Origin of the sequence: Amycolatopsis sp. NPDC001319 (genome assembly GCF_042896185.1) — a bacterium.
In the GTDB taxonomy this organism is placed as follows: Bacteria; Actinomycetota; Actinomycetes; order Mycobacteriales; family Pseudonocardiaceae; genus Amycolatopsis.
On record NZ_JBIAWY010000006.1, the window covers coordinates 481,273 to 497,420 of the forward strand.

A 16,148-nucleotide genomic window follows, 5' to 3' on the forward strand; every position below is an offset into this window, starting at 1 on the left:
GTTCACCGCAGCGTCACTCGACCGGCAATTCCCACCACGGTGTCGCCGCCCACCCAGATCTCGCCGTCCGCTCGCTCGACGTGCACGCGGCCGCGCCGGCCGAGCCGGGTGCCCTGCGCGGCCACGTAGGATTCCGGCGCGCGGCCCGAACCGATGAGCCACTGGCCGATCGCGGCGTTGAGGCTGCCGGTGACCGGGTCCTCGACCAGGCCGGTGAAGGCGCGGACCTCGAACGCCGCGGGCGAGCCGGCCGGATGGGGTCCGACGATGCCGACCTTGTACTTCCCGAGCGCCGCGATGTCGCGTTCGACCGCGAGGACCGCCTCGGCGTCGGTGAGGAGCACGGCGAGCCAGCCGGGGCCGTTGTCGGCCCACTGCGCGTCGACGACGTCGCTTTCGGCCAGGTGCAGGGCCTTCCGGACGGCGGCGAGGTCCTCGGGCGCGACGGGGCCGCCGCGCGTGAGCGGCGGCGCGGCGAAGGCGAGCCGCTCGCCGGTGCGCCGCACACGGACCAGGCCGGCGCCGCACTCCTGCACGAGGTCTTCGCCCTTCGGCGTGCCGCCCGCTTCGAGCCACGCGCGGGCCGAGCCCAGCGTGGGGTGCCCGGCGAAGGGCAGCTCGCGCTCCACGGTGAAGATCCGCACGCGGTAGTCGGCCCCGGCGTGCGCCGGCGGGAGCAGGAACGTGGTCTCGCTGAGGTTGGTCCACCGCGCGAAGGCGGCCATCGTGTCGTCGGAGAGACCTTCGGCGTCGTGCACCACGGCGAGTGCGTTGCCGAGGGTGAGCTCATCGGTGAAGACGTCGACCTGGCTGAAGCGCATGGCTCCACCTTGGCACGGGCTCAGGCGCCGCGGACGGCCCCGACCACCGCCCAGCGGCCGGAGCGCCAGCGGATGAGCACGGCGGCCAGGCGGAACACCATGAACAGCGACAGGCCCGTCCAGATGCCGGTGAGCCCCCAGCCGAACGCGAGTGAGAGCCAGATCAGCGGCAGGAAGCCCAGGCCCGCGCTGACGAGCGTGGCGGTGCGCAGGAACGCGGCGTCGCCGGCGCCGAGCAGCACGCCGTCGAGCGCGAACACCACGCCCGCGATCGGTTGCAGCGCCACGAAGAACCACCACGCGTGCGGGATCTCCGCGAGCACCCCCGGGTCCGAGGTGAACGCGTGCGGCAGCGTGCTCCACAACGCCCCGAAGAGCACGCACAGGACGCAGCCGAGCACCAGCCCGTACGCGACGATCTGGTTCGCGACCCCGCGCGCCTGCCGCTCGGCTCCCCCGCCCAGCGCCGCGCCGACGAGCGACTGCGCCGCGATCGCGACGGAGTCGAGCACGAGCGACAGGAACGTCCACAGCTGCAGCACGACCTGGTGCGCGCCGACCGCTTCCGTCGAGGTGCGCGCCGCCACGGCCGCCGCCGAGACGAAACACGCCTGGAACGCGAGGCTGCGCAGCACGAGATCCCGACCCAGGCTCAGCTGCGCGCGCATCACCCCGAAGTCCGGCCGCAGCGGCACGCGCTCACGCACCAGCGCCGCGAAGAACAGCGACGCCGAGACCACCTGGGCCACGACGTTGGCGATCGCCGAACCCTCCAGCCCCAGCCCGGCGACGTAGACGAGCACCGGGCACAGCACGGCCGAGATGCCGTTGCCCGCCAGCACGTACCGCAGCGGGCGGGCCGCGTCCTGCACCCCGCGCATCCAGCCGTTGCCGGCCATGGTGACGAGGATCAGCGGCGCCCCGAACAGCGCGATCCGCAACCACGACACGGCCGCCGCCGCGATCTCGTCACTGCCCGACAGCGCCCGTGCGATGGGCCCGGCCAGCAGCTGGCCCGCCACCAGCAGCACCAGCCCCACCAGCACCGCCAGCCACGTGGCCTGCACGCCCTCACTCACCGCGTCGCGCCGCCGCCCGGCGCCGTGCAGCCGCGCCGTGCGCGAGGTCGTGCCGTACGAGAGGAACGTGAGCTGCGTGGAGATCTGCGACAGCACCACCCCGCCGAGCGCCAGGCCCGCCAGCGGCAGCGCGCCGAGATGCCCCACCACCGCCGTGTCGACCAGCACGTACAACGGCTCCGCCGCCAGCACCCCCAGCGCGGGCACGGCGAGCCCGAGCACGCGTCGCGCGGGAATCCGGTCCTCGGAGGTCACAGGCGGGGCAGGCGGGGCTTCATCGGGCACCCGGCGAGCGTAACGACCGCCGCCGACATTCCGGACGTCAAGCGCGCAGGATCACCGGCAGGGCCGCCGGCCCGCGGCTGCGGAACGTCGAGCGCCACACCGGGTCGCCCGCCGGGACCATCGCCGGGAAGCGGCGCAGGAGGGTGTCGAAGCCGATCTCCAGTTCGAGGCGGGCCAGGGGTGCGCCGAGGCAGAAGTGGGGGCCGTGGCCGAAGGCGAGGTGGGGGTTGTCCGGACGATCCGCGTCGAAGGTGTCCGGGGCGTCGAACACCGTGTCGTCGCGGTGGGCCGAGGCGAGGGCGAGCAGGACGGTGTCGCCGGCACGAACCGTCGTGTCGCCGATTTCGAGGTCCTGCAAGGGAAAGCGGCGGATGGCGAGCTGCGCCGGCGAGGCGTGGCGCAGGATCTCGTCCACAAAGGACTCAGCCGGTGCCGTCCGCAGCGCCGGCCGGGTGAGCAGCTCGTGAAAGCCGTTGCCGAGGACGTGCACCACGTTCTCGTACCCCGCGAGCAGCAGGAGGAACGCGGCGCTGAGCAGCTCGTCGTCGGTGAGGTCCGGGGCGACGACGCTGAGCAGGTCCTCCCCCGGCTCCGCACGCTTGGCCGCGATGAGCTCGGTGACGAACGCGTACAGCGACCGCATGGCGTCGCGCGTGGCTTCGGCGTCCGTCGGCATCAGGACGGCGTCGGTCCACGTGCGGAAGACGGCGACGTCGGCGGGGGCGACGCCGAGCAGCACGCAGATCACCGTGATCGGCAGCGGCACGGCGTAACCGGCCATGAGGTCGGCCTCGGCCGGGAGCGCGTCGGCCAGCTCCTCGGCGATGCGCGTGACCTCCGGCCGCAGGGCCTCGACGCGACGTGGGGTGAAGGCGCGCCCCAGGAGCCGGCGCAGGCGGGGGTGGTCGGGGGCGTCGAGGTTGAGCAGGTTCTTGTCGAGCGCGGGCGGCAGCGCGAGTCCGCGGTAGCCGCCCGACGAGTGGGCCTTGTCCAGCGACAGCCTCGGGTCGCCGAGACCCGCCTTGACCTCGGCGTAGCGCGTGACCAGCCAGATCGGCGCGCCGTCGGGCGACTCCGCGCGGTGCACGGGGCCGGCGGCGCGCAGCCGGGCGTACGCGCACACCGGGTCGGCCAGGAACTCCTCGTCGAACCGGGCGGGTTCAGGCACTCCGGTTCCCCAGCAGCGGCGCCCGGCCGAGCGCGGCGCGCAGCCGCGCCAGCACGTCGTCCGACGTGCCCTCCATCGTGCAGCCCGCGGCCATGCGGTGCCCGCCACCGCCGAACTCCGAGGCCACCGCCGACACGTCGACGCGGCCCGCGGACCGCAGGGAGACCGTCCACACGGAACCGGGCGAGGCGGGCGCGAACTCCTTCAGCACCCCCGCGACGCCGGCCTCGCGCGTCGCGCGGACCACGTCGATCACCGACTCCACCTCCTCCGGCCGCACGGTCGCCGCCACGGCCGAGCGCACCACCGCGTGCACGAACCCGAAGCCCTGCGCGGCTTCCGGCTCCAGCTCCGCTTCGGACAGCACGGCCGAGAGCATCGGCAGCCACGCGAACGGGTGGTCGTCCACGATCCGCCGCGCGACCTCCGTCGGGTCGACGCCGGCCTCCAGCAGGCGCGCGGCGATCCGGTGCGTTTCGGGGCGGGCGCGGCGGAAACCGCTGGTGTCGGTGACGATCCCCGCGTACAGGCAGCGCGCGGCCGGCTCGTCCAGCTCGACGCCCATGACCTCGATGATCTGCGCGACGAGCACCGCGGTCGCCTCGGTGGCCTCGTCGACCACGTGGTGGGTGCCGTAGAACGCGTTGGTGGCGTGGTGGTCGACCACCAGCACGGCGCCGCCGTCGGCGCGGACCACGTCGACGCGCGAGGCGAGCCGGCCCAGCCGCGCCGGTACCGGCGTGTCGAGTGCGACGAGCAGCTGCTCCGACGCGGGCAGGTCGTCGGGTTTGGTCAGCAGCCCGTCGACGTCGAGCCAGGTCAGGGTCTCGGGGGCTTCGTCGGGCTCGCCGAACGACACGCGCACACGGGCGCCGCGCCGGTGCAGCACGTGGCCGAGGGCCAGAGCGCTGCCGAGTGCGTCGGCGTCCGGGCGCACGTGGCCCAGCAGCGTCACGTCGGTGGCCCCGGCGAGTAGAGCCGCGGCGGCTTCGATGTCCTGCGCCAAAGTAGCTGTCACAGTGCGTCACGCTACGCTCTGCGGGATGCCTGAGTACGCGATCCTCGTTCACCCGTCCGCCAACCGGGTCTACGCCGCCTCGTCGCCCGCGCTGCTGCGGGCCGAGCTGGCGGTGTTCGGCGCGGCCGGCCTCTCCGCCGAGCTGTCGGAGGCCGAGGACGTGGAGCTCGGCGGCGTGGGCTACGTCAAGTTCGCGACCCCTGAGCCGCTGACCGGGCCGGACGTCGCGCTGCTGTCCAACCTGTCCTCGCTCTACGCGCTGTTCGAGCTGGGCGACGGCGTGCTGCGCCCGGTCCTGGTGCGGCCGCTGGCGAAGACGGACTCGGACCTGCTGACGATCCAGAAGTACGCGGGCAAGACCAATGAGCAGTTCACGAAGCTGCTGCTCAACGTCACGCTGCTCGCCACCGCCGACCCGACCGGGTGGCTGGAGCGCCCGCGGACGCTGCTCGACCCGCTGTGCGGGCGCGGCACCACGCTCAACCAGGCCGTGATGTACGGCTTCGACGCCACCGGCCTCGACGTGGACGGCAAGGACTTCGAGGCCTACGAGCAGTTCCTCAAGACCTGGCTGCGCACCAAGCGCGTGAAGCACACCGCCGACTCCGGGCAGCTGCGGCGCAACAAGGTCCGCCTCGGGCGCCGCCTCGACGTCGAATACGCGTTCGACAAGGACGACTACAAGGGCGGCCAGACGCGCCGGCTCACCTACTTCAACGCCGACACCCTCACCACCGACGAGCTGCTGCGCGCGAACTCCGTGGACGTGATCGTGACCGACGCCCCGTACGGCGTGCAGCACGGCAGCCACCGCACGCAGGACGCGAGCCTCGCGCGCAGCCCGCGCGACCTGCTGGCGGCCGCCGTTCCCGTGTGGACACGCGTGCTCCGCCCGGGCGGCGCGCTCGGGATCTCGTGGAACCTCAACGTCCTGCCGCGCGAGGAGCTCGTCGCGGTGCTCGCGAAGGCCGGCCTCGACGTGCGCGAAGGCGGGCCGTACGAGCAGTTCGCCCACCGCGTGGACCAGGCCATCGAGCGCGACCTCGTGGTGGCGTCGAAGCCCTGACCGTCCTTCGCGGTCAGAGCCCGAGGAGCTTGCGCGCGTTGCCTTCCGCGATCTTCTCGTGCACCTCGGGGTCGAGGTCCAGCGCGTCGAACCAGGCGGCGGCCTCGCCCATCGACTCGAACGGGTAGTCCGCGGAGAACAGCACGCGGTCGGCCCCGACCTCGCCGATCGTGAACAGCAGCTCGGGCGTGGCGAAGTTGCCGCTCGTGGTGAGGTGGAAGTTCTCGCGCAGGTACTCGCGCAACGGTTTGCGCGCCGGGATGCCCGCGGGCTTGACCTTCAGCCGGTGGTCGGTGCGCCAGATGTTGAACGGCAGCAGCTCGCCCAGGTGCCCGAGGATCACCTGCACGCCGGGATGCTCGTCGAACAGGCCACTGGCCATGAGCCGCAACGCGTGCGTGCCGGTTTCGATCGAGAAGCCCCACGCCGAGCCGTAGAGCCACGGGTGGCCTTCGAGCATCCGGCTGTCACGCGGCAGCGGGTCGCGCGGGTGCAGGTACACCGGCACGCCCAGGTCTTCGACGGCCGCCCAGAACGGCCGGTACCGCGGCTCGTCGAGGTAGGCGATCCGGTCACCGTCCACTTCGGAGAACCCGTTCACCAGCGCGCCCTTGAAGCCCAGCTCGGTCACCGCGCGGCGCAGCTCGGCGACGGCTTCTTCGGGATCCTGCAACGGAAGCGCGGCGAACGCGGCGAACCGATCCGGCCGTAGCTCCACGTGCCGGGCGGCCACGTCGTTGGTGCGCCGCGCCCAGTCCACGGCCTGCGCGCGGTCGGGCAGGCCCTGGATTCCGGGCGCCAGCAGGGAAAGCACGACGATCTCGATGCCGGCCTCGTCCATCAGCCTCAGGCGTTCGTCCTGGACGTCGAGCAACTGGCGGCGGTGCGGCGGCCACGTCTGCTCGGTGAAGTGCTCGCGCGACTGCTCGACGATGTCGGGGTCGGCGGTGCCGAAGTGCTCCTCGAGGGCGATCTTGCGGACCATGCTGCGTCTCCTCCCGGTTCCGTGAGCTGAACATAGCATGCTATGGACTTCGGTGATCTAATCTTTCCGGGTGACCGTGCCCTCCGGGTCCGCCGAGCCCGACACCGACGTCGACCGCTTCGCCGACGCCTGCAACGCGCTCTACTCGGCCATGCGCACCAACCGCGCCCGCCTCGACGCGCAGGCCGCGGCCGCCTCCGCCCTCAGCGACTCGCAGGCCCAGCTCGTGACTCCCCTGGCCCGTCTGGGCGCCATGACCATCGGCGAGCTCGCGCAGGAGGCGAAGCTCGCCCAGCCCACCGTCACGCGTTCGGTGAAGGCCCTGGAATCCGCCGGCCTCGTCCGCCGCACCCCGCACGCCCACGACGACCGCCGCGTCGTCGTCGCCCTCACCGACCGTGGCCGCGCCCACTGGGACCGCGCCCGCACCCGCCTGCGCGACAACCAGCGCGCGGCGTGGGACCTGCTGCCCGGCGAGTTGCAGCCTCAGGTGCTGGACCTGCTGCAGGCACTGACCGACGCGGTGACCGCCACCCGGCCGGTGGACTGACGGCACGAAAAACCGCCGGCCCCGAACGTCGTGCGTTCAGGGCCGGCGGCCTGGTGGGCGGGGCAGCCGCGGGCGGCGTAGCCAGCGGGGCGGGGCGCCCGGAGGAGGTGGCGACGAACGGCGCGGCGCCACCGAACAGCGCGCCGCGTCGTCGGACGTCGGGGGTCCTCCGGAGCGGTTCAGCCTCGCGTCTCCTCTTCGGCTTCGGCGAGGTCGACGTCGAGGTCATCCTCGTCGTCGTCTTCGCGCGGGGCCTTGTACGGGTCCGCGTCGCCGGCGTGCTGGGCGCCCGTCGCGCGGCGGGCCACCTCGGCGTCGGCCTCGCGGGCCTTGGCGAGGAGTTCCTCGATGCGGCGCGCGTCGTCGGGGATGCTGTCGGCGACGAAGGTGAGAGTCGGGGTGTAGCGGACCCCCGTGCCCTGCCCGACCTTGGTGCGCAGGACACCCCGGGCAGACTCCAGCGCCGCCGCGGCGCCCGCGAAGTCCGGCGCCGAGTCGAGGCTTTCGCCCAGCACCGTGTAGTACACCGTGGCGTCGTGCAGGTCCGCGGTGATCTTGGTGTCCGTGATGGTCACGGCACCGAGCCGCGGATCCTTGACGTCGTGCTCGATCGCCGACGCCACGATCTGCGAGATCCGCTTGGCGAGCTTGCGAGCCCGAGCAGGATCGGCCATGGGAGGTGTCTCCTTCTGAAATGTTCTCCGGTCTAGTCGTCCGGACCGAGCAGCCGGCGGTGTGCCGACAGCAGGACGAACTCCGGTCGCGAGGCCACGAACCGCTCGCACGAGTCGAGCACGTCCCGGACGTGTTCGCCACCCGCGGCGACCACGGCCACCCCGATCAGGGCTCGCCGGTGCAGGTCGAGGTGACCGGCTTCGGACACCGAGACGGCGAAGCGCTTGCGCACCTCCGCCACGACCGGCTTGATCACGGATCGCTTCTGCTTCAACGAATGAATGTCGTCGAGCAGGATGTCGAGCTCGAGAGCTCCGACGTACATAGGCAGTGAAGTTGTGCCGTGAGGCGAAAGGCCCGGGGTGCGGGCCGAAACCCGCACCCCGGACCGATCACTCACGCACGGGGCTTCTCCCGCTGTTCGTAGGTCTCGATCACGTCGTCGACCTTGATGTCACTGTACGAACCCAGCGTCAGACCGCATTCGTACCCTTCACGGACCTCGACCACGTCGTCCTTGAACCGCCGCAGCGAGCTGATCGGCAGGTTCTCGGCGATGACGGTGCCGTCGCGGAGCAGGCGCGCCTTGGCGTTGCGCCGGATCTCGCCCGACATGACCAGGCAACCCGCGATCGTGCCGATCTTGGAGGACTTGAAGACGTCGCGGACCTCGGCGCGGCCGAGCTCCACCTCTTCGAACTCCGGCTTGAGCATGCCCTTGAGGGCCTGCTCGATCTCGTCGATCGCCTGGTAGATGACCGTGTAGTACCGGACGTCGACGCCCTCGCGGGTGGCCCGCTCGGTCGCCTTGCCCTGGGCCCGGACGTTGAACCCGAGCACGATCGCGTCGGACGCGGTCGCCAGGTCGATGTCCGACTCGGTCACGCCACCGACACCGCGGTGCACCACGTTCAGCTCGACGTCATCGCCGACGTCCAGCTGCAGCAGTGCCGCCTCGAGCGCTTCGACGGTACCCGAGTTGTCACCCTTGATGATCAGGTTGAGGCTGCTCGTCTCCTTCAAGGCGGAGTCGAGGTCCTCGAGGCTGACCCGCTTGCGCCGCGACGCGTTGAGCGCGTTGCGGGTGCGAGCGGAGCGGCGCTCGGCGATCTGCCGGGCGACGCGGTCCTCGTCGACCACCAGGAAGGTGTCGCCCGCGCCCGGCACCGAGGTGAACCCGATGACCTGGACGGGACGCGAGGGCAGCGCCTCGGTGACGTCCACGTTGTGCTCGTCCACCATGCGGCGGACGCGGCCGTAGGCGTCGCCCGCGACGACGGAGTCGCCGACGCGCAGCGTGCCTCGCTGCACCAGCACCGTGGCCACCGGGCCGCGGCCGCGGTCGAGGTGTGCCTCGATCGCGACACCCTGGGCCTCCATGTCCGGGTTGGCCCGGAGGTCCAGCGCCGCGTCGGCCGTCAGCAGGATCGCCTCGAGCAGCCCGTCGATGTTGATGTTCTCCCGTGCGGAGATGTCCACGAACATCGTGTCGCCGCCGTACTCCTCGGCGACCAGGTTGTACTCGGTGAGCTGCTGGCGGATCTTCTGCGGGTTGGCGCCTTCCTTGTCGATCTTGTTGACCGCGACCACGATCGGCGCCTTGGCGGCCTGCGCGTGGTTGATCGCCTCGACCGTCTGCGGCATGACCCCGTCGTCGGCGGCCACCACGATCACCGCGATGTCCGTCGAGTTCGCACCACGGGCACGCATGGCGGTGAACGCCTCGTGACCCGGGGTGTCGATGAAGGTGATCAGCCGCGGCGTGCCCTCGAGCTCGGTCTCGATCTGGTAGGCGCCGATGTGCTGGGTGATGCCACCGGCTTCACTCTCGCGCACCTTCGTCTTCCGGATCGTGTCCAGCAGGCGGGTCTTACCGTGGTCGACGTGACCCATGATGGTCACGACCGGCGGCCGGACCTGCAGGTCTTCCTCGCCACCCTCGTCCTCACCGTAGGTGATGTCGAAGGTCTCCAGCAGCTCGCGGTCCTCCTCCTCGGGGGACACGACCTGGACGACGTAGTTCATCTCGCCGCCGAGCAGCTCGAGGATGTCGTCGGACACGGACTGCGTCGCCGTGACCATCTCGCCGAGGTGGAAGAGCACCTGCACCAGCGAAGCCGGGTTGGCGTCGATCTTCTCGGCGAAGTCGGTCAGCGAGGCACCGCGCGGCAGCCGGATCGTCTCGCCACTGCCCTTGGGCAGGCGGACGCCGCCGACGCTGGGCGCCTGCATGTTGTCCATGTACTCCTGGCGCTTCTGCCGCTTCGACTTGCGGCCCTTGCGCGAGGGACCACCGGGACGCCCGAAGGCACCCGCGGTACCGCCACGGCCACCGGGGCCGCCACGACCGCCGCCGCCACCGCGGAAGCCGCCGCCACCGCCGGCAGGAGCACCGGTGCCGCCACCGGGACGGAAACCGCCACCGCCGCCACCGCCACCGGGACCGCCGCGGAAGCCACCGCCACCGCCGCCGCCACCGGGACGGAAACCGCCGCCACCGCCGCCGCCGGGACGACCGCCGCCACCGGGGCCACCACGGGCACCGCCACCGGGGCCGCCGCGGGCGCCACCGCCCGGACCGGCCGGACGCGGGGTGCGGCCCGGCATCATGCCGGGGTTCGGCCGCGGGGGCATGTTGCCCGGGCTCGGCCGGTTGCCACCGGCGCCACCGCCGGGACGCGGCGCGGGCCGGTCACCGCCGCCACCGGCACCGCCGGGACGCGGCGGACGGTTGTCGCCGCCCTGACCCGGACCGGGGCGCTGGGCCGGCGGACGCGGGGCCGGGGCGCCGGAACCGACGCCGAACGGGTTGTTGCCGACGCGCGGGGTACGCGGGCCGGGCTTGGGACCGCCGGGCTTGGGGCCCTGCGGCTTCGGCGGCACGACCGAGCCGGACGACGACGAAGCGGCGTCCTGCTTCGGAGCGGGCTTCGGCGCCGCGGTGCTGCCACCGGACGGCTCGGCCTTGGCCGCGGGGGCCTGCACCTGGGGCTGCGGTTGCTGCTGCTGCGCCGGAGCCGGAGTGGCCGGGCGCGGGCCGGGACGCGGGCCCGGGCCGGGACGGCTGCCCGGGGTGGCCGGACGCGGGCCGGACTGCTGCGGAGCAGCGGACGGAGCGGCCTTGGCCGCCGGCGCCTGCTGCTGGGTCGGCTGCGGAGCGGGCGCGGCCGCGGGCCGGGGGGCCTGCGGAGCGGGCGCGGCAGCGTTCGAGTTGCCCGAGTTGGCGGCCGGCGGCGTGGGCCGCGGGCCGGGCGTCGGGCCGGACTTCTTCCCGCCCTTGGCGGGGTACGCGTCACGCAGCCGGCGGGCGACGGGCGCCTCGACCGTGGATGACGCGGACTTGACGAACTCGCCCTGCTCCTTGAGCTTGGCGAGAACTTCCTTGCTGGTGATGCCGAGCTCTTTCGCGAGCTCGTGTACACGGGCCTTGCCTGGCACAGCTCTCCTCATCTAGGGGAGGCCAGGCGGTGAAGAGACCCGCTGACCTCGTCCTTATCGTCGCGCGTTCATGGCGTCGGCTTCACGGCTGACTCATGACGGGTCGACCTGCTTCCTTGTTTCACCGCGGTTCCGGGTGGGTCCCGGAACCGATCTCCGTGATGAATGCCGGGTGCTCGCGCAGCCCCGCGGTGTCGAGCGTGCCCTGGGCCCGAAGTGCCCGGGGGAACGCCCGCTTCCGCTCGGCCTTGGCCAGACAACCCGGTACGGGGTGCACCCACGCGCCCCGCCCCGGCAGCCGCCGACTTTCGTCGACGACCAGCCGTCCGGCCACCGCGACCACTCGCAGCAGCTCACCGATCAGGACCCGCTGCCGGCAACCGACACACGTGCGTACCGGGAAATGCCGGTGGCGCTGGAGGTCGGTCGTGTCGCCACATCCCCGCGGCGGACCCTGAACCACTGATGAGTCTAGCGCTTCGACCTTCACTCAGCCGAACCGGTTGTCGCGGCGGGCCGCGCCTGTCCGGCGTGGTCTTGATCACCCACCGGGTCGGCGGGTGCGGCGTCGCTGCGGATGTCGATGCGCCAGCCCGTGAGCCGGGCCGCGAGCCGCGCGTTCTGGCCCTCCTTGCCGATGGCGAGGGAGAGCTGGAAATCGGGCACGACGACGCGGGCCGTCTTCGCCCGCTCGTCCACGACACGTACCGAAACAACCTTCGCCGGGGACAATGCATTCCCCACGAAGCGGGCCGGATCCTCCGAGTAGTCGATGATGTCGATCTTCTCGCCGGCCAGCTCGCTCATCACGTTGCGCACGCGCGCCCCCATCGGGCCGATGCAGGCGCCCTTGGCGTTCACCCCGGGCACGGTGGAGCGCACCGCGATCTTGGTGCGGTGCCCCGCCTCGCGGGCCACGGCGGCGATCTCGACGGTGCCGTCGGCGATCTCGGGCACCTCGAGCGCGAAGAGCTTGCGCACCAGGTTCGGGTGCGTGCGCGAGAGCATGATCTGCGGCCCGCGGTTGCTCCGCGAGACCCCGACCACGAACGCCTTGATGCGCGTGCCGTGCTCGTAGGACTCCCCCGCGACCTGCTCGCCCGAGGGCAGGATCCCCTCCGTGTCACCGACCTGGACCACGACCATGCCGCGGGCGTTGGCGCGCGCGTCGCGCTGCACCACGCCGGCCACGATCTCGCCCTCCTTGGCGGAGAACTCGCCGAAGGTCTTCTCGTGCTCGGCGTCGCGCAGCCGCTGCAGGATGACCTGCCGGGCGGTCGTGGCGGCGATGCGGCCGAAGCCCTCCGGCGTGTCGTCCCACTCCTCGTCGACCTCGCCCTCGGGGGTGAGGGTGTGCGCGAGGACGCGGACGAGGCCGGTCTTCTTGTCGATGTCGATGCGCGCGTGGGGCTGGTGCCCCTCCGTGTGCTTGTAGGCGGTGAGCAGAGCCGTCTCGATGGCCTCGATCACCGTGTCGAAGGGGATGTCCTTGTCCCGTTCGATCGCCCGCAGCGCGGCGATGTCCACGTTCACTTCGGCTCCTCCTTCGCTTCCGTCTGGCCGGCAGGGGTGCTGCTCTTGCCGGACGCGTCTTCTTCCAACAGTTTGAGCTCGTCGGCGGGCGGCTGCTTGAACTCGATCTCCACCACGGCCTTCGCCACCGACTTGTAGTGCACGTCCTTCAGCCTGCCCTCGACGAGCACGGTCACGCGCTCCTCGCTGGCGTGGCCCACCCGCGCGACGAACTCCGCGCCTTCTGCGGGCGTGATGCGGACCAGGCGGAACTTCGCGCGCCGCCAGTGGCGCGGCTGCGCGAGCGGCCGGTCCAGCCCCGGCGAGGTGACCTCGAGGGTGTAGGCGCTCGCGAGCACGTGTTCGTTCTCGTCGAGCGCCGCCGACACCTTGCGGCTGATCTCGGCGACCTCGTCCAGCCCGACCCCGTCGTCGGAGTCGACGACGACCTTGACCAGCTGCTTGCGGCCGGCCTGCTGCACCTCGAACGAGTCGAGGTCGAAACCCGCGGCGGTGACGGCTTCGGCCACTATCGGCTGAAGCCGGCTGGCGAGTTCGTTGGGCACGTGGAGCACTCCTGTTCGGCCGAGGTGACGCGGGCTGGTCACGACTGTGGTCGGTGGTGGACCAGCTTATCGTGCGCCCCCGCACCGACGCGCGAGCGGCGGTGCCGGTGCCGGGCCTGGCAGGATGGGCCGACGTGACCGCAAGACCGACCGACCTTTCCCGGCGCGGCGTTCTGCGCCTGGGCGCCGTCGCCGCCTTGGCCCTCCCGCTGGCGGCCTGTTCCGGGGGATACGACGAGAGCCCCGACCCGCTCGCCCCGCTCCTGTCCGCCGCCGACGCGGACGCCGCCGCGGCCAGAGCCCTCGGCGGCGGGGTCGCCGGGCAGGTCGCCGACGCGCGCGCCGCCCAGGCCGCCGCCCTGAAACCCGAGGTGGACCGGCTGAACCGGCCTTCGCAGGCCGGCACGCCACCGCCCGCGCCCGCGGACCTGAGCGCGTTCAAGGAGCGCCTGGCGACGGCCCGCAAGCAGGCCGAGGACCTCGTGCCCAGCCTCCCCGCCTACCGCGCCGGCCTGGTCGCGGGCGTCGCGGCCGGCTGCGCGAGCCTGCAGCGGCTGGCCTCGACGCTCGGGCCCGGCGAAGACGCCCAGGCCGTGGTGGCGCCCGCCGGCACCGCCGGCTCCGACGCGGTCGACCCCCTGCAGAAGGCGCTGGCCTCGGAACACGCCGCACTGTGGGTATACGGGCTGGTCACAGCCTTCCTGCCCGGCGAGTTCGGCGACGCCCTCAAGGCCGGGCGCGCCGAGCACACCGCGCGCCGCGACGTCGTCACCCAGATGATCGAGGCCGCGGGCGGCACGCCGGTGGCCCCGGAAGCGGCCTACGTGCCGCCGAAGCCGGTCGACGACACCGCCTCGGCCGCCGCGCTGGTCGCGAGCGCCGAGGAGGACTCGGCGGCCGCGTGGCTCGGCGTCGTGACCCACACGGACGACGCGGGGCTGCGGAGGATGGCTTTGCAGGCGCTGATCGCGGCGGCCCGGCGCGGCACGCCGTGGCGCCAGGAGGCGGGCGAGAAGCCGACAGCGCTGGCGATGCCGGGTCAGCCGGCTTGAGTTCTCGGTGAAAAAGAGGGCCGTTCCCGATGTTTCGGGAACGGCCCTTTCGGTGTCTCGGTGTCTCGGTGTTCTTGGTGTCTCGGTGCCGGCGCGGGTCAGTGCAGGTCGGCGCCGAGGTCCAGCGCGCCGGTGGCGATGCGCTTGAGCAGCACGTCGTCGCGGTGCTTGGCGTAGAAGTCGGCGAGGACGATGGTGACGTCGGTGCCGGTGACCTGGGACTCGTACTCCGCCTGGTCGCCGCTCACCTTGGGCGCGCCCGCGGCCTTGTACGTGCCGTCGCGCACCAGGTCGCTCACGTTGCCGGTGCCGTCCTGGTCGGTCAGGGCCTTGAGCTGCGTCGCCTGCGCCGCGGTCGGCATGCTCACCTTGACGACGGAGACGAGCGCCTTCGCGTCGCCGTACTCGACCGTGTAGAGCCCGCGCGCGAGCGAGGTGCACGGGTTGGTCTGGAAGAACTTCTTGGTGTCGTCGTAGGCCTTCGCCGCGCAGTCGGTGGACTTGTTCGGGCCTTCCACCAGCTTGTAGTCGAAGGGGTTCGTCTTCGCCGGCTCCTGCGCCGCCACCGGTTCGGGCGTGCTGTCGTGCCGGATGAGGAACCAGATCAGCCCCGCCACGACGGCGATCACGACCAGGCCCGCACCGCGCACCAGCAACGCCTTCGTGTCCCGGGGCGGGGTGGGGCCGTTTCCGCCACCGGGCGGCGACCCCGGCTGCGCGGGCACCGCAGCGAGCGGCGCCGTGTCCGAGGGACCGGGGGTGAATTGGGGACCGACCACGGGCACATACCGTAGTTCACCGCGCTGAGCGCCTTCAGCCGAAGGCGGTGAGAAGGCGTTCGACGTCGTCAGGGGTGTTGTAGAGGTGGAACCCGGCGCGCACGCGACCGGCGCGTCTGCTCGCGACGAGGCCCGCCGCGGCGAGCCGCTCGGGGTCCGCGTCGAGCGACACGATGGCGGTGCCCCGGGGCGGGAGACCCAGGGCGGCGAGCAGGGAGTCCGCGAGGCCGACGTTGTGGTCACGGACCGCGGCGACGTCGAGACCGGCGACGTACTCCAACGCTTCCGCGGCCCCCGTGTGGGCGAACCAGACCGGGGAGAGGTCGAACGCGCGCGCGTCGCGGGCCAGGCGCAGGGGCAGGCCGTAGACCGTGGTCCAGGGGTCGTCCCCCGCGTACCACCCGGCGGCAACCGACCGCGTCCGCTCGTGGGCGCGCGGGTGCACGGCCAGCCAGGCGCACCCACGCGGCGAGAACAGCCACTTGTACCCGGCGCACACCACCCAGTCGGCCCACGCCACGTCCAGGGGCAGCCAGCCGGCGGCCTGCGTGACGTCGAGCAACACGGCCGCACCGCCGGCTTCCGCGGCTTCGCGCAGGGCCTCGGTGTCCAGGACGGTGCCGTCGGCGGACTGCACGAGGCTGACCGCCACGAGGTCGTGGCCCTCGACGTGCCCGGGCAGCTCGGCCAGCGGCCGCTCGGAGACCTCGACATCGGGCCGCGCGGCGAACGGGAAGGTCACACTGGTGAAGTCCCCGGCTGCGACCAGGACACGCGCGCCGTCCGGCAGGCCCACCGCGACGTTGGCGACCAGCTGCGACACGGACGCACCGATGGCCACCCGGTCACCCGGCACGCCGGCCAGCTGGGCGAAGGCCTCGCGCGAACGCGCCACGGCCTCGTCGAAACCGCCCGGCAGGTCCTTGCCGTTTCGCCACCGCTGCACGGCCTCGGCCACGGCGTCCGCGACGGGCTCGGGTGGGATTCCGATGCTCGGCGTGTTGAGGTACCCGGCGGGAACGGCGAAGTCGGCTCCGAAGGCGTGCATGGGGTGGACGCTACTGAAGCGGGGGGAGCAATTCGGCTGCCTCGACGCCAGCAGGCTGACCGAGGCGCGCATGGTTCCCGCCGGCGGCGCGCCACGAAAGGGCTCG

Annotated in this window: 16 protein-coding genes; 3 read left to right on the forward strand and 13 right to left on the reverse strand. The window is 72.6% G+C overall.

Annotated elements, in window-relative coordinates:
* Window positions 1–2 precede the first annotated feature (2 nt).
* From ACFY1H_RS25670 to ACFY1H_RS25685, 4 genes are read right to left on the reverse strand one after another with little or no spacing between them, the layout of a single operon-like run.
* Entirely contained in the window at window positions 3–821 is an 819-nt protein-coding gene (locus tag ACFY1H_RS25670) for a PhzF family phenazine biosynthesis protein (protein ID WP_386950237.1), read from the reverse strand.
* Between the two features lie 20 nt (window positions 822–841).
* Window positions 842–2,185, reverse strand: a complete 1,344-nt coding sequence (locus tag ACFY1H_RS25675) for an MATE family efflux transporter (protein WP_386950240.1) — start codon at window positions 2,183–2,185, stop codon at window positions 842–844.
* A 37-nt stretch (window positions 2,186–2,222) separates the two neighbouring features.
* The gene (locus ACFY1H_RS25680) at window positions 2,223–3,353 is read right to left on the reverse strand and encodes a cytochrome P450 (protein ID WP_386950243.1); all 1,131 of its coding nucleotides are present in this window, start codon (window positions 3,351–3,353) and stop codon (window positions 2,223–2,225) included.
* Complete coding sequence (locus ACFY1H_RS25685; RefSeq protein ID WP_386950246.1) at window positions 3,346–4,371, reverse strand: bifunctional oligoribonuclease/PAP phosphatase NrnA; 1,026 nt, start codon at window positions 4,369–4,371, stop codon at window positions 3,346–3,348. Before ACFY1H_RS25685 ends, ACFY1H_RS25680 begins: the two co-directional genes overlap by 8 nt.
* A gap of 25 nt (window positions 4,372–4,396) precedes the next feature.
* Between ACFY1H_RS25685 and ACFY1H_RS25690 the strand changes: the two genes are divergently transcribed.
* Window positions 4,397–5,437 carry an SAM-dependent methyltransferase gene (locus ACFY1H_RS25690; protein ID WP_366582231.1) on the forward strand — a complete coding sequence of 347 codons (1,041 nt, stop codon included), beginning with the start codon at window positions 4,397–4,399 and terminating at the stop codon, window positions 5,435–5,437.
* A gap of 13 nt (window positions 5,438–5,450) precedes the next feature.
* Here the strand turns inward: ACFY1H_RS25690 and ACFY1H_RS25695 are convergent, their stop codons facing one another.
* A complete protein-coding gene (locus ACFY1H_RS25695) occupies window positions 5,451–6,422 on the reverse strand; it encodes an amidohydrolase family protein (protein ID WP_386950250.1) in 972 nt (323 codons plus the stop codon).
* A gap of 70 nt (window positions 6,423–6,492) precedes the next feature.
* Here ACFY1H_RS25695 and ACFY1H_RS25700 point away from each other — a divergent pair, with 70 nt between their 5' ends.
* Entirely contained in the window at window positions 6,493–6,972 is a 480-nt protein-coding gene (locus ACFY1H_RS25700; RefSeq protein WP_366582233.1) for a MarR family transcriptional regulator, read from the forward strand.
* A 179-nt stretch (window positions 6,973–7,151) separates the two neighbouring features.
* Here ACFY1H_RS25700 and rbfA read toward each other — a convergent pair whose 3' ends face one another.
* From rbfA to rimP, 6 genes are all read right to left on the reverse strand, one after another.
* Window positions 7,152–7,646 (reverse strand): 30S ribosome-binding factor RbfA, encoded by a 495-nt coding sequence (gene rbfA / locus ACFY1H_RS25705; protein ID WP_366582234.1) that lies wholly within the window; start codon window positions 7,644–7,646, stop codon window positions 7,152–7,154.
* Between the two features lie 32 nt (window positions 7,647–7,678).
* Window positions 7,679–7,972, reverse strand: a complete 294-nt coding sequence (locus ACFY1H_RS25710) for a DUF503 domain-containing protein (RefSeq protein WP_220242307.1) — start codon at window positions 7,970–7,972, stop codon at window positions 7,679–7,681.
* Window positions 7,973–8,043: 71 nt separating this feature from the next.
* Window positions 8,044–11,085 carry a translation initiation factor IF-2 gene (gene infB / locus ACFY1H_RS25715; RefSeq protein ID WP_386950256.1) on the reverse strand — a complete coding sequence of 1,014 codons (3,042 nt, stop codon included), beginning with the start codon at window positions 11,083–11,085 and terminating at the stop codon, window positions 8,044–8,046.
* A gap of 121 nt (window positions 11,086–11,206) precedes the next feature.
* Complete coding sequence (locus ACFY1H_RS25720; RefSeq protein WP_366582236.1) at window positions 11,207–11,428, reverse strand: YlxR family protein; 222 nt, start codon at window positions 11,426–11,428, stop codon at window positions 11,207–11,209.
* A 143-nt stretch (window positions 11,429–11,571) separates the two neighbouring features.
* Window positions 11,572–12,618, reverse strand: a complete 1,047-nt coding sequence (nusA, locus tag ACFY1H_RS25725) for a transcription termination factor NusA (protein WP_366582237.1) — start codon at window positions 12,616–12,618, stop codon at window positions 11,572–11,574.
* Complete coding sequence (gene rimP / locus ACFY1H_RS25730) at window positions 12,615–13,163, reverse strand: ribosome maturation factor RimP (protein ID WP_386950260.1); 549 nt, start codon at window positions 13,161–13,163, stop codon at window positions 12,615–12,617. Before rimP ends, nusA begins: the two co-directional genes overlap by 4 nt.
* Window positions 13,164–13,297: 134 nt before the next feature.
* Between rimP and ACFY1H_RS25735 the strand changes: the two genes are divergently transcribed.
* On the forward strand, window positions 13,298–14,215 hold the full coding sequence (locus tag ACFY1H_RS25735) for a ferritin-like domain-containing protein (RefSeq protein ID WP_386950263.1): 918 nt from the start codon (window positions 13,298–13,300) through the stop codon (window positions 14,213–14,215).
* A gap of 98 nt (window positions 14,216–14,313) precedes the next feature.
* Here the strand turns inward: ACFY1H_RS25735 and ACFY1H_RS25740 are convergent, their stop codons facing one another.
* Window positions 14,314–14,994 carry a hypothetical protein gene (locus tag ACFY1H_RS25740; protein WP_386950265.1) on the reverse strand — a complete coding sequence of 227 codons (681 nt, stop codon included), beginning with the start codon at window positions 14,992–14,994 and terminating at the stop codon, window positions 14,314–14,316.
* Window positions 14,995–15,028: 34 nt separating this feature from the next.
* Window positions 15,029–16,042 carry an aminotransferase class V-fold PLP-dependent enzyme gene (locus tag ACFY1H_RS25745; protein ID WP_386950268.1) on the reverse strand — a complete coding sequence of 338 codons (1,014 nt, stop codon included), beginning with the start codon at window positions 16,040–16,042 and terminating at the stop codon, window positions 15,029–15,031.
* Window positions 16,043–16,148 lie beyond the last annotated feature (106 nt).

Excerpts from the sequence above, each read along its gene's own strand:
- ACFY1H_RS25670 (WP_386950237.1), bottom strand. The coding sequence starts at position 821 with ATGCGCTTCAGCCAGGTCGACGTCTTCACCGATGAGCTCACCCTCGGC.
- ACFY1H_RS25690 (WP_366582231.1), top strand. The coding sequence starts at position 4,397 with ATGCCTGAGTACGCGATCCTCGTTCACCCGTCCGCCAACCGGGTCTAC.
- ACFY1H_RS25695 (WP_386950250.1), bottom strand. The coding sequence starts at position 6,422 with ATGGTCCGCAAGATCGCCCTCGAGGAGCACTTCGGCACCGCCGACCCC.
- rbfA (WP_366582234.1), bottom strand. The coding sequence starts at position 7,646 with ATGGCCGATCCTGCTCGGGCTCGCAAGCTCGCCAAGCGGATCTCGCAG.
- ACFY1H_RS25710 (WP_220242307.1), bottom strand. The coding sequence starts at position 7,972 with ATGTACGTCGGAGCTCTCGAGCTCGACATCCTGCTCGACGACATTCAT.
- ACFY1H_RS25745 (WP_386950268.1), bottom strand. The coding sequence starts at position 16,042 with ATGCACGCCTTCGGAGCCGACTTCGCCGTTCCCGCCGGGTACCTCAAC.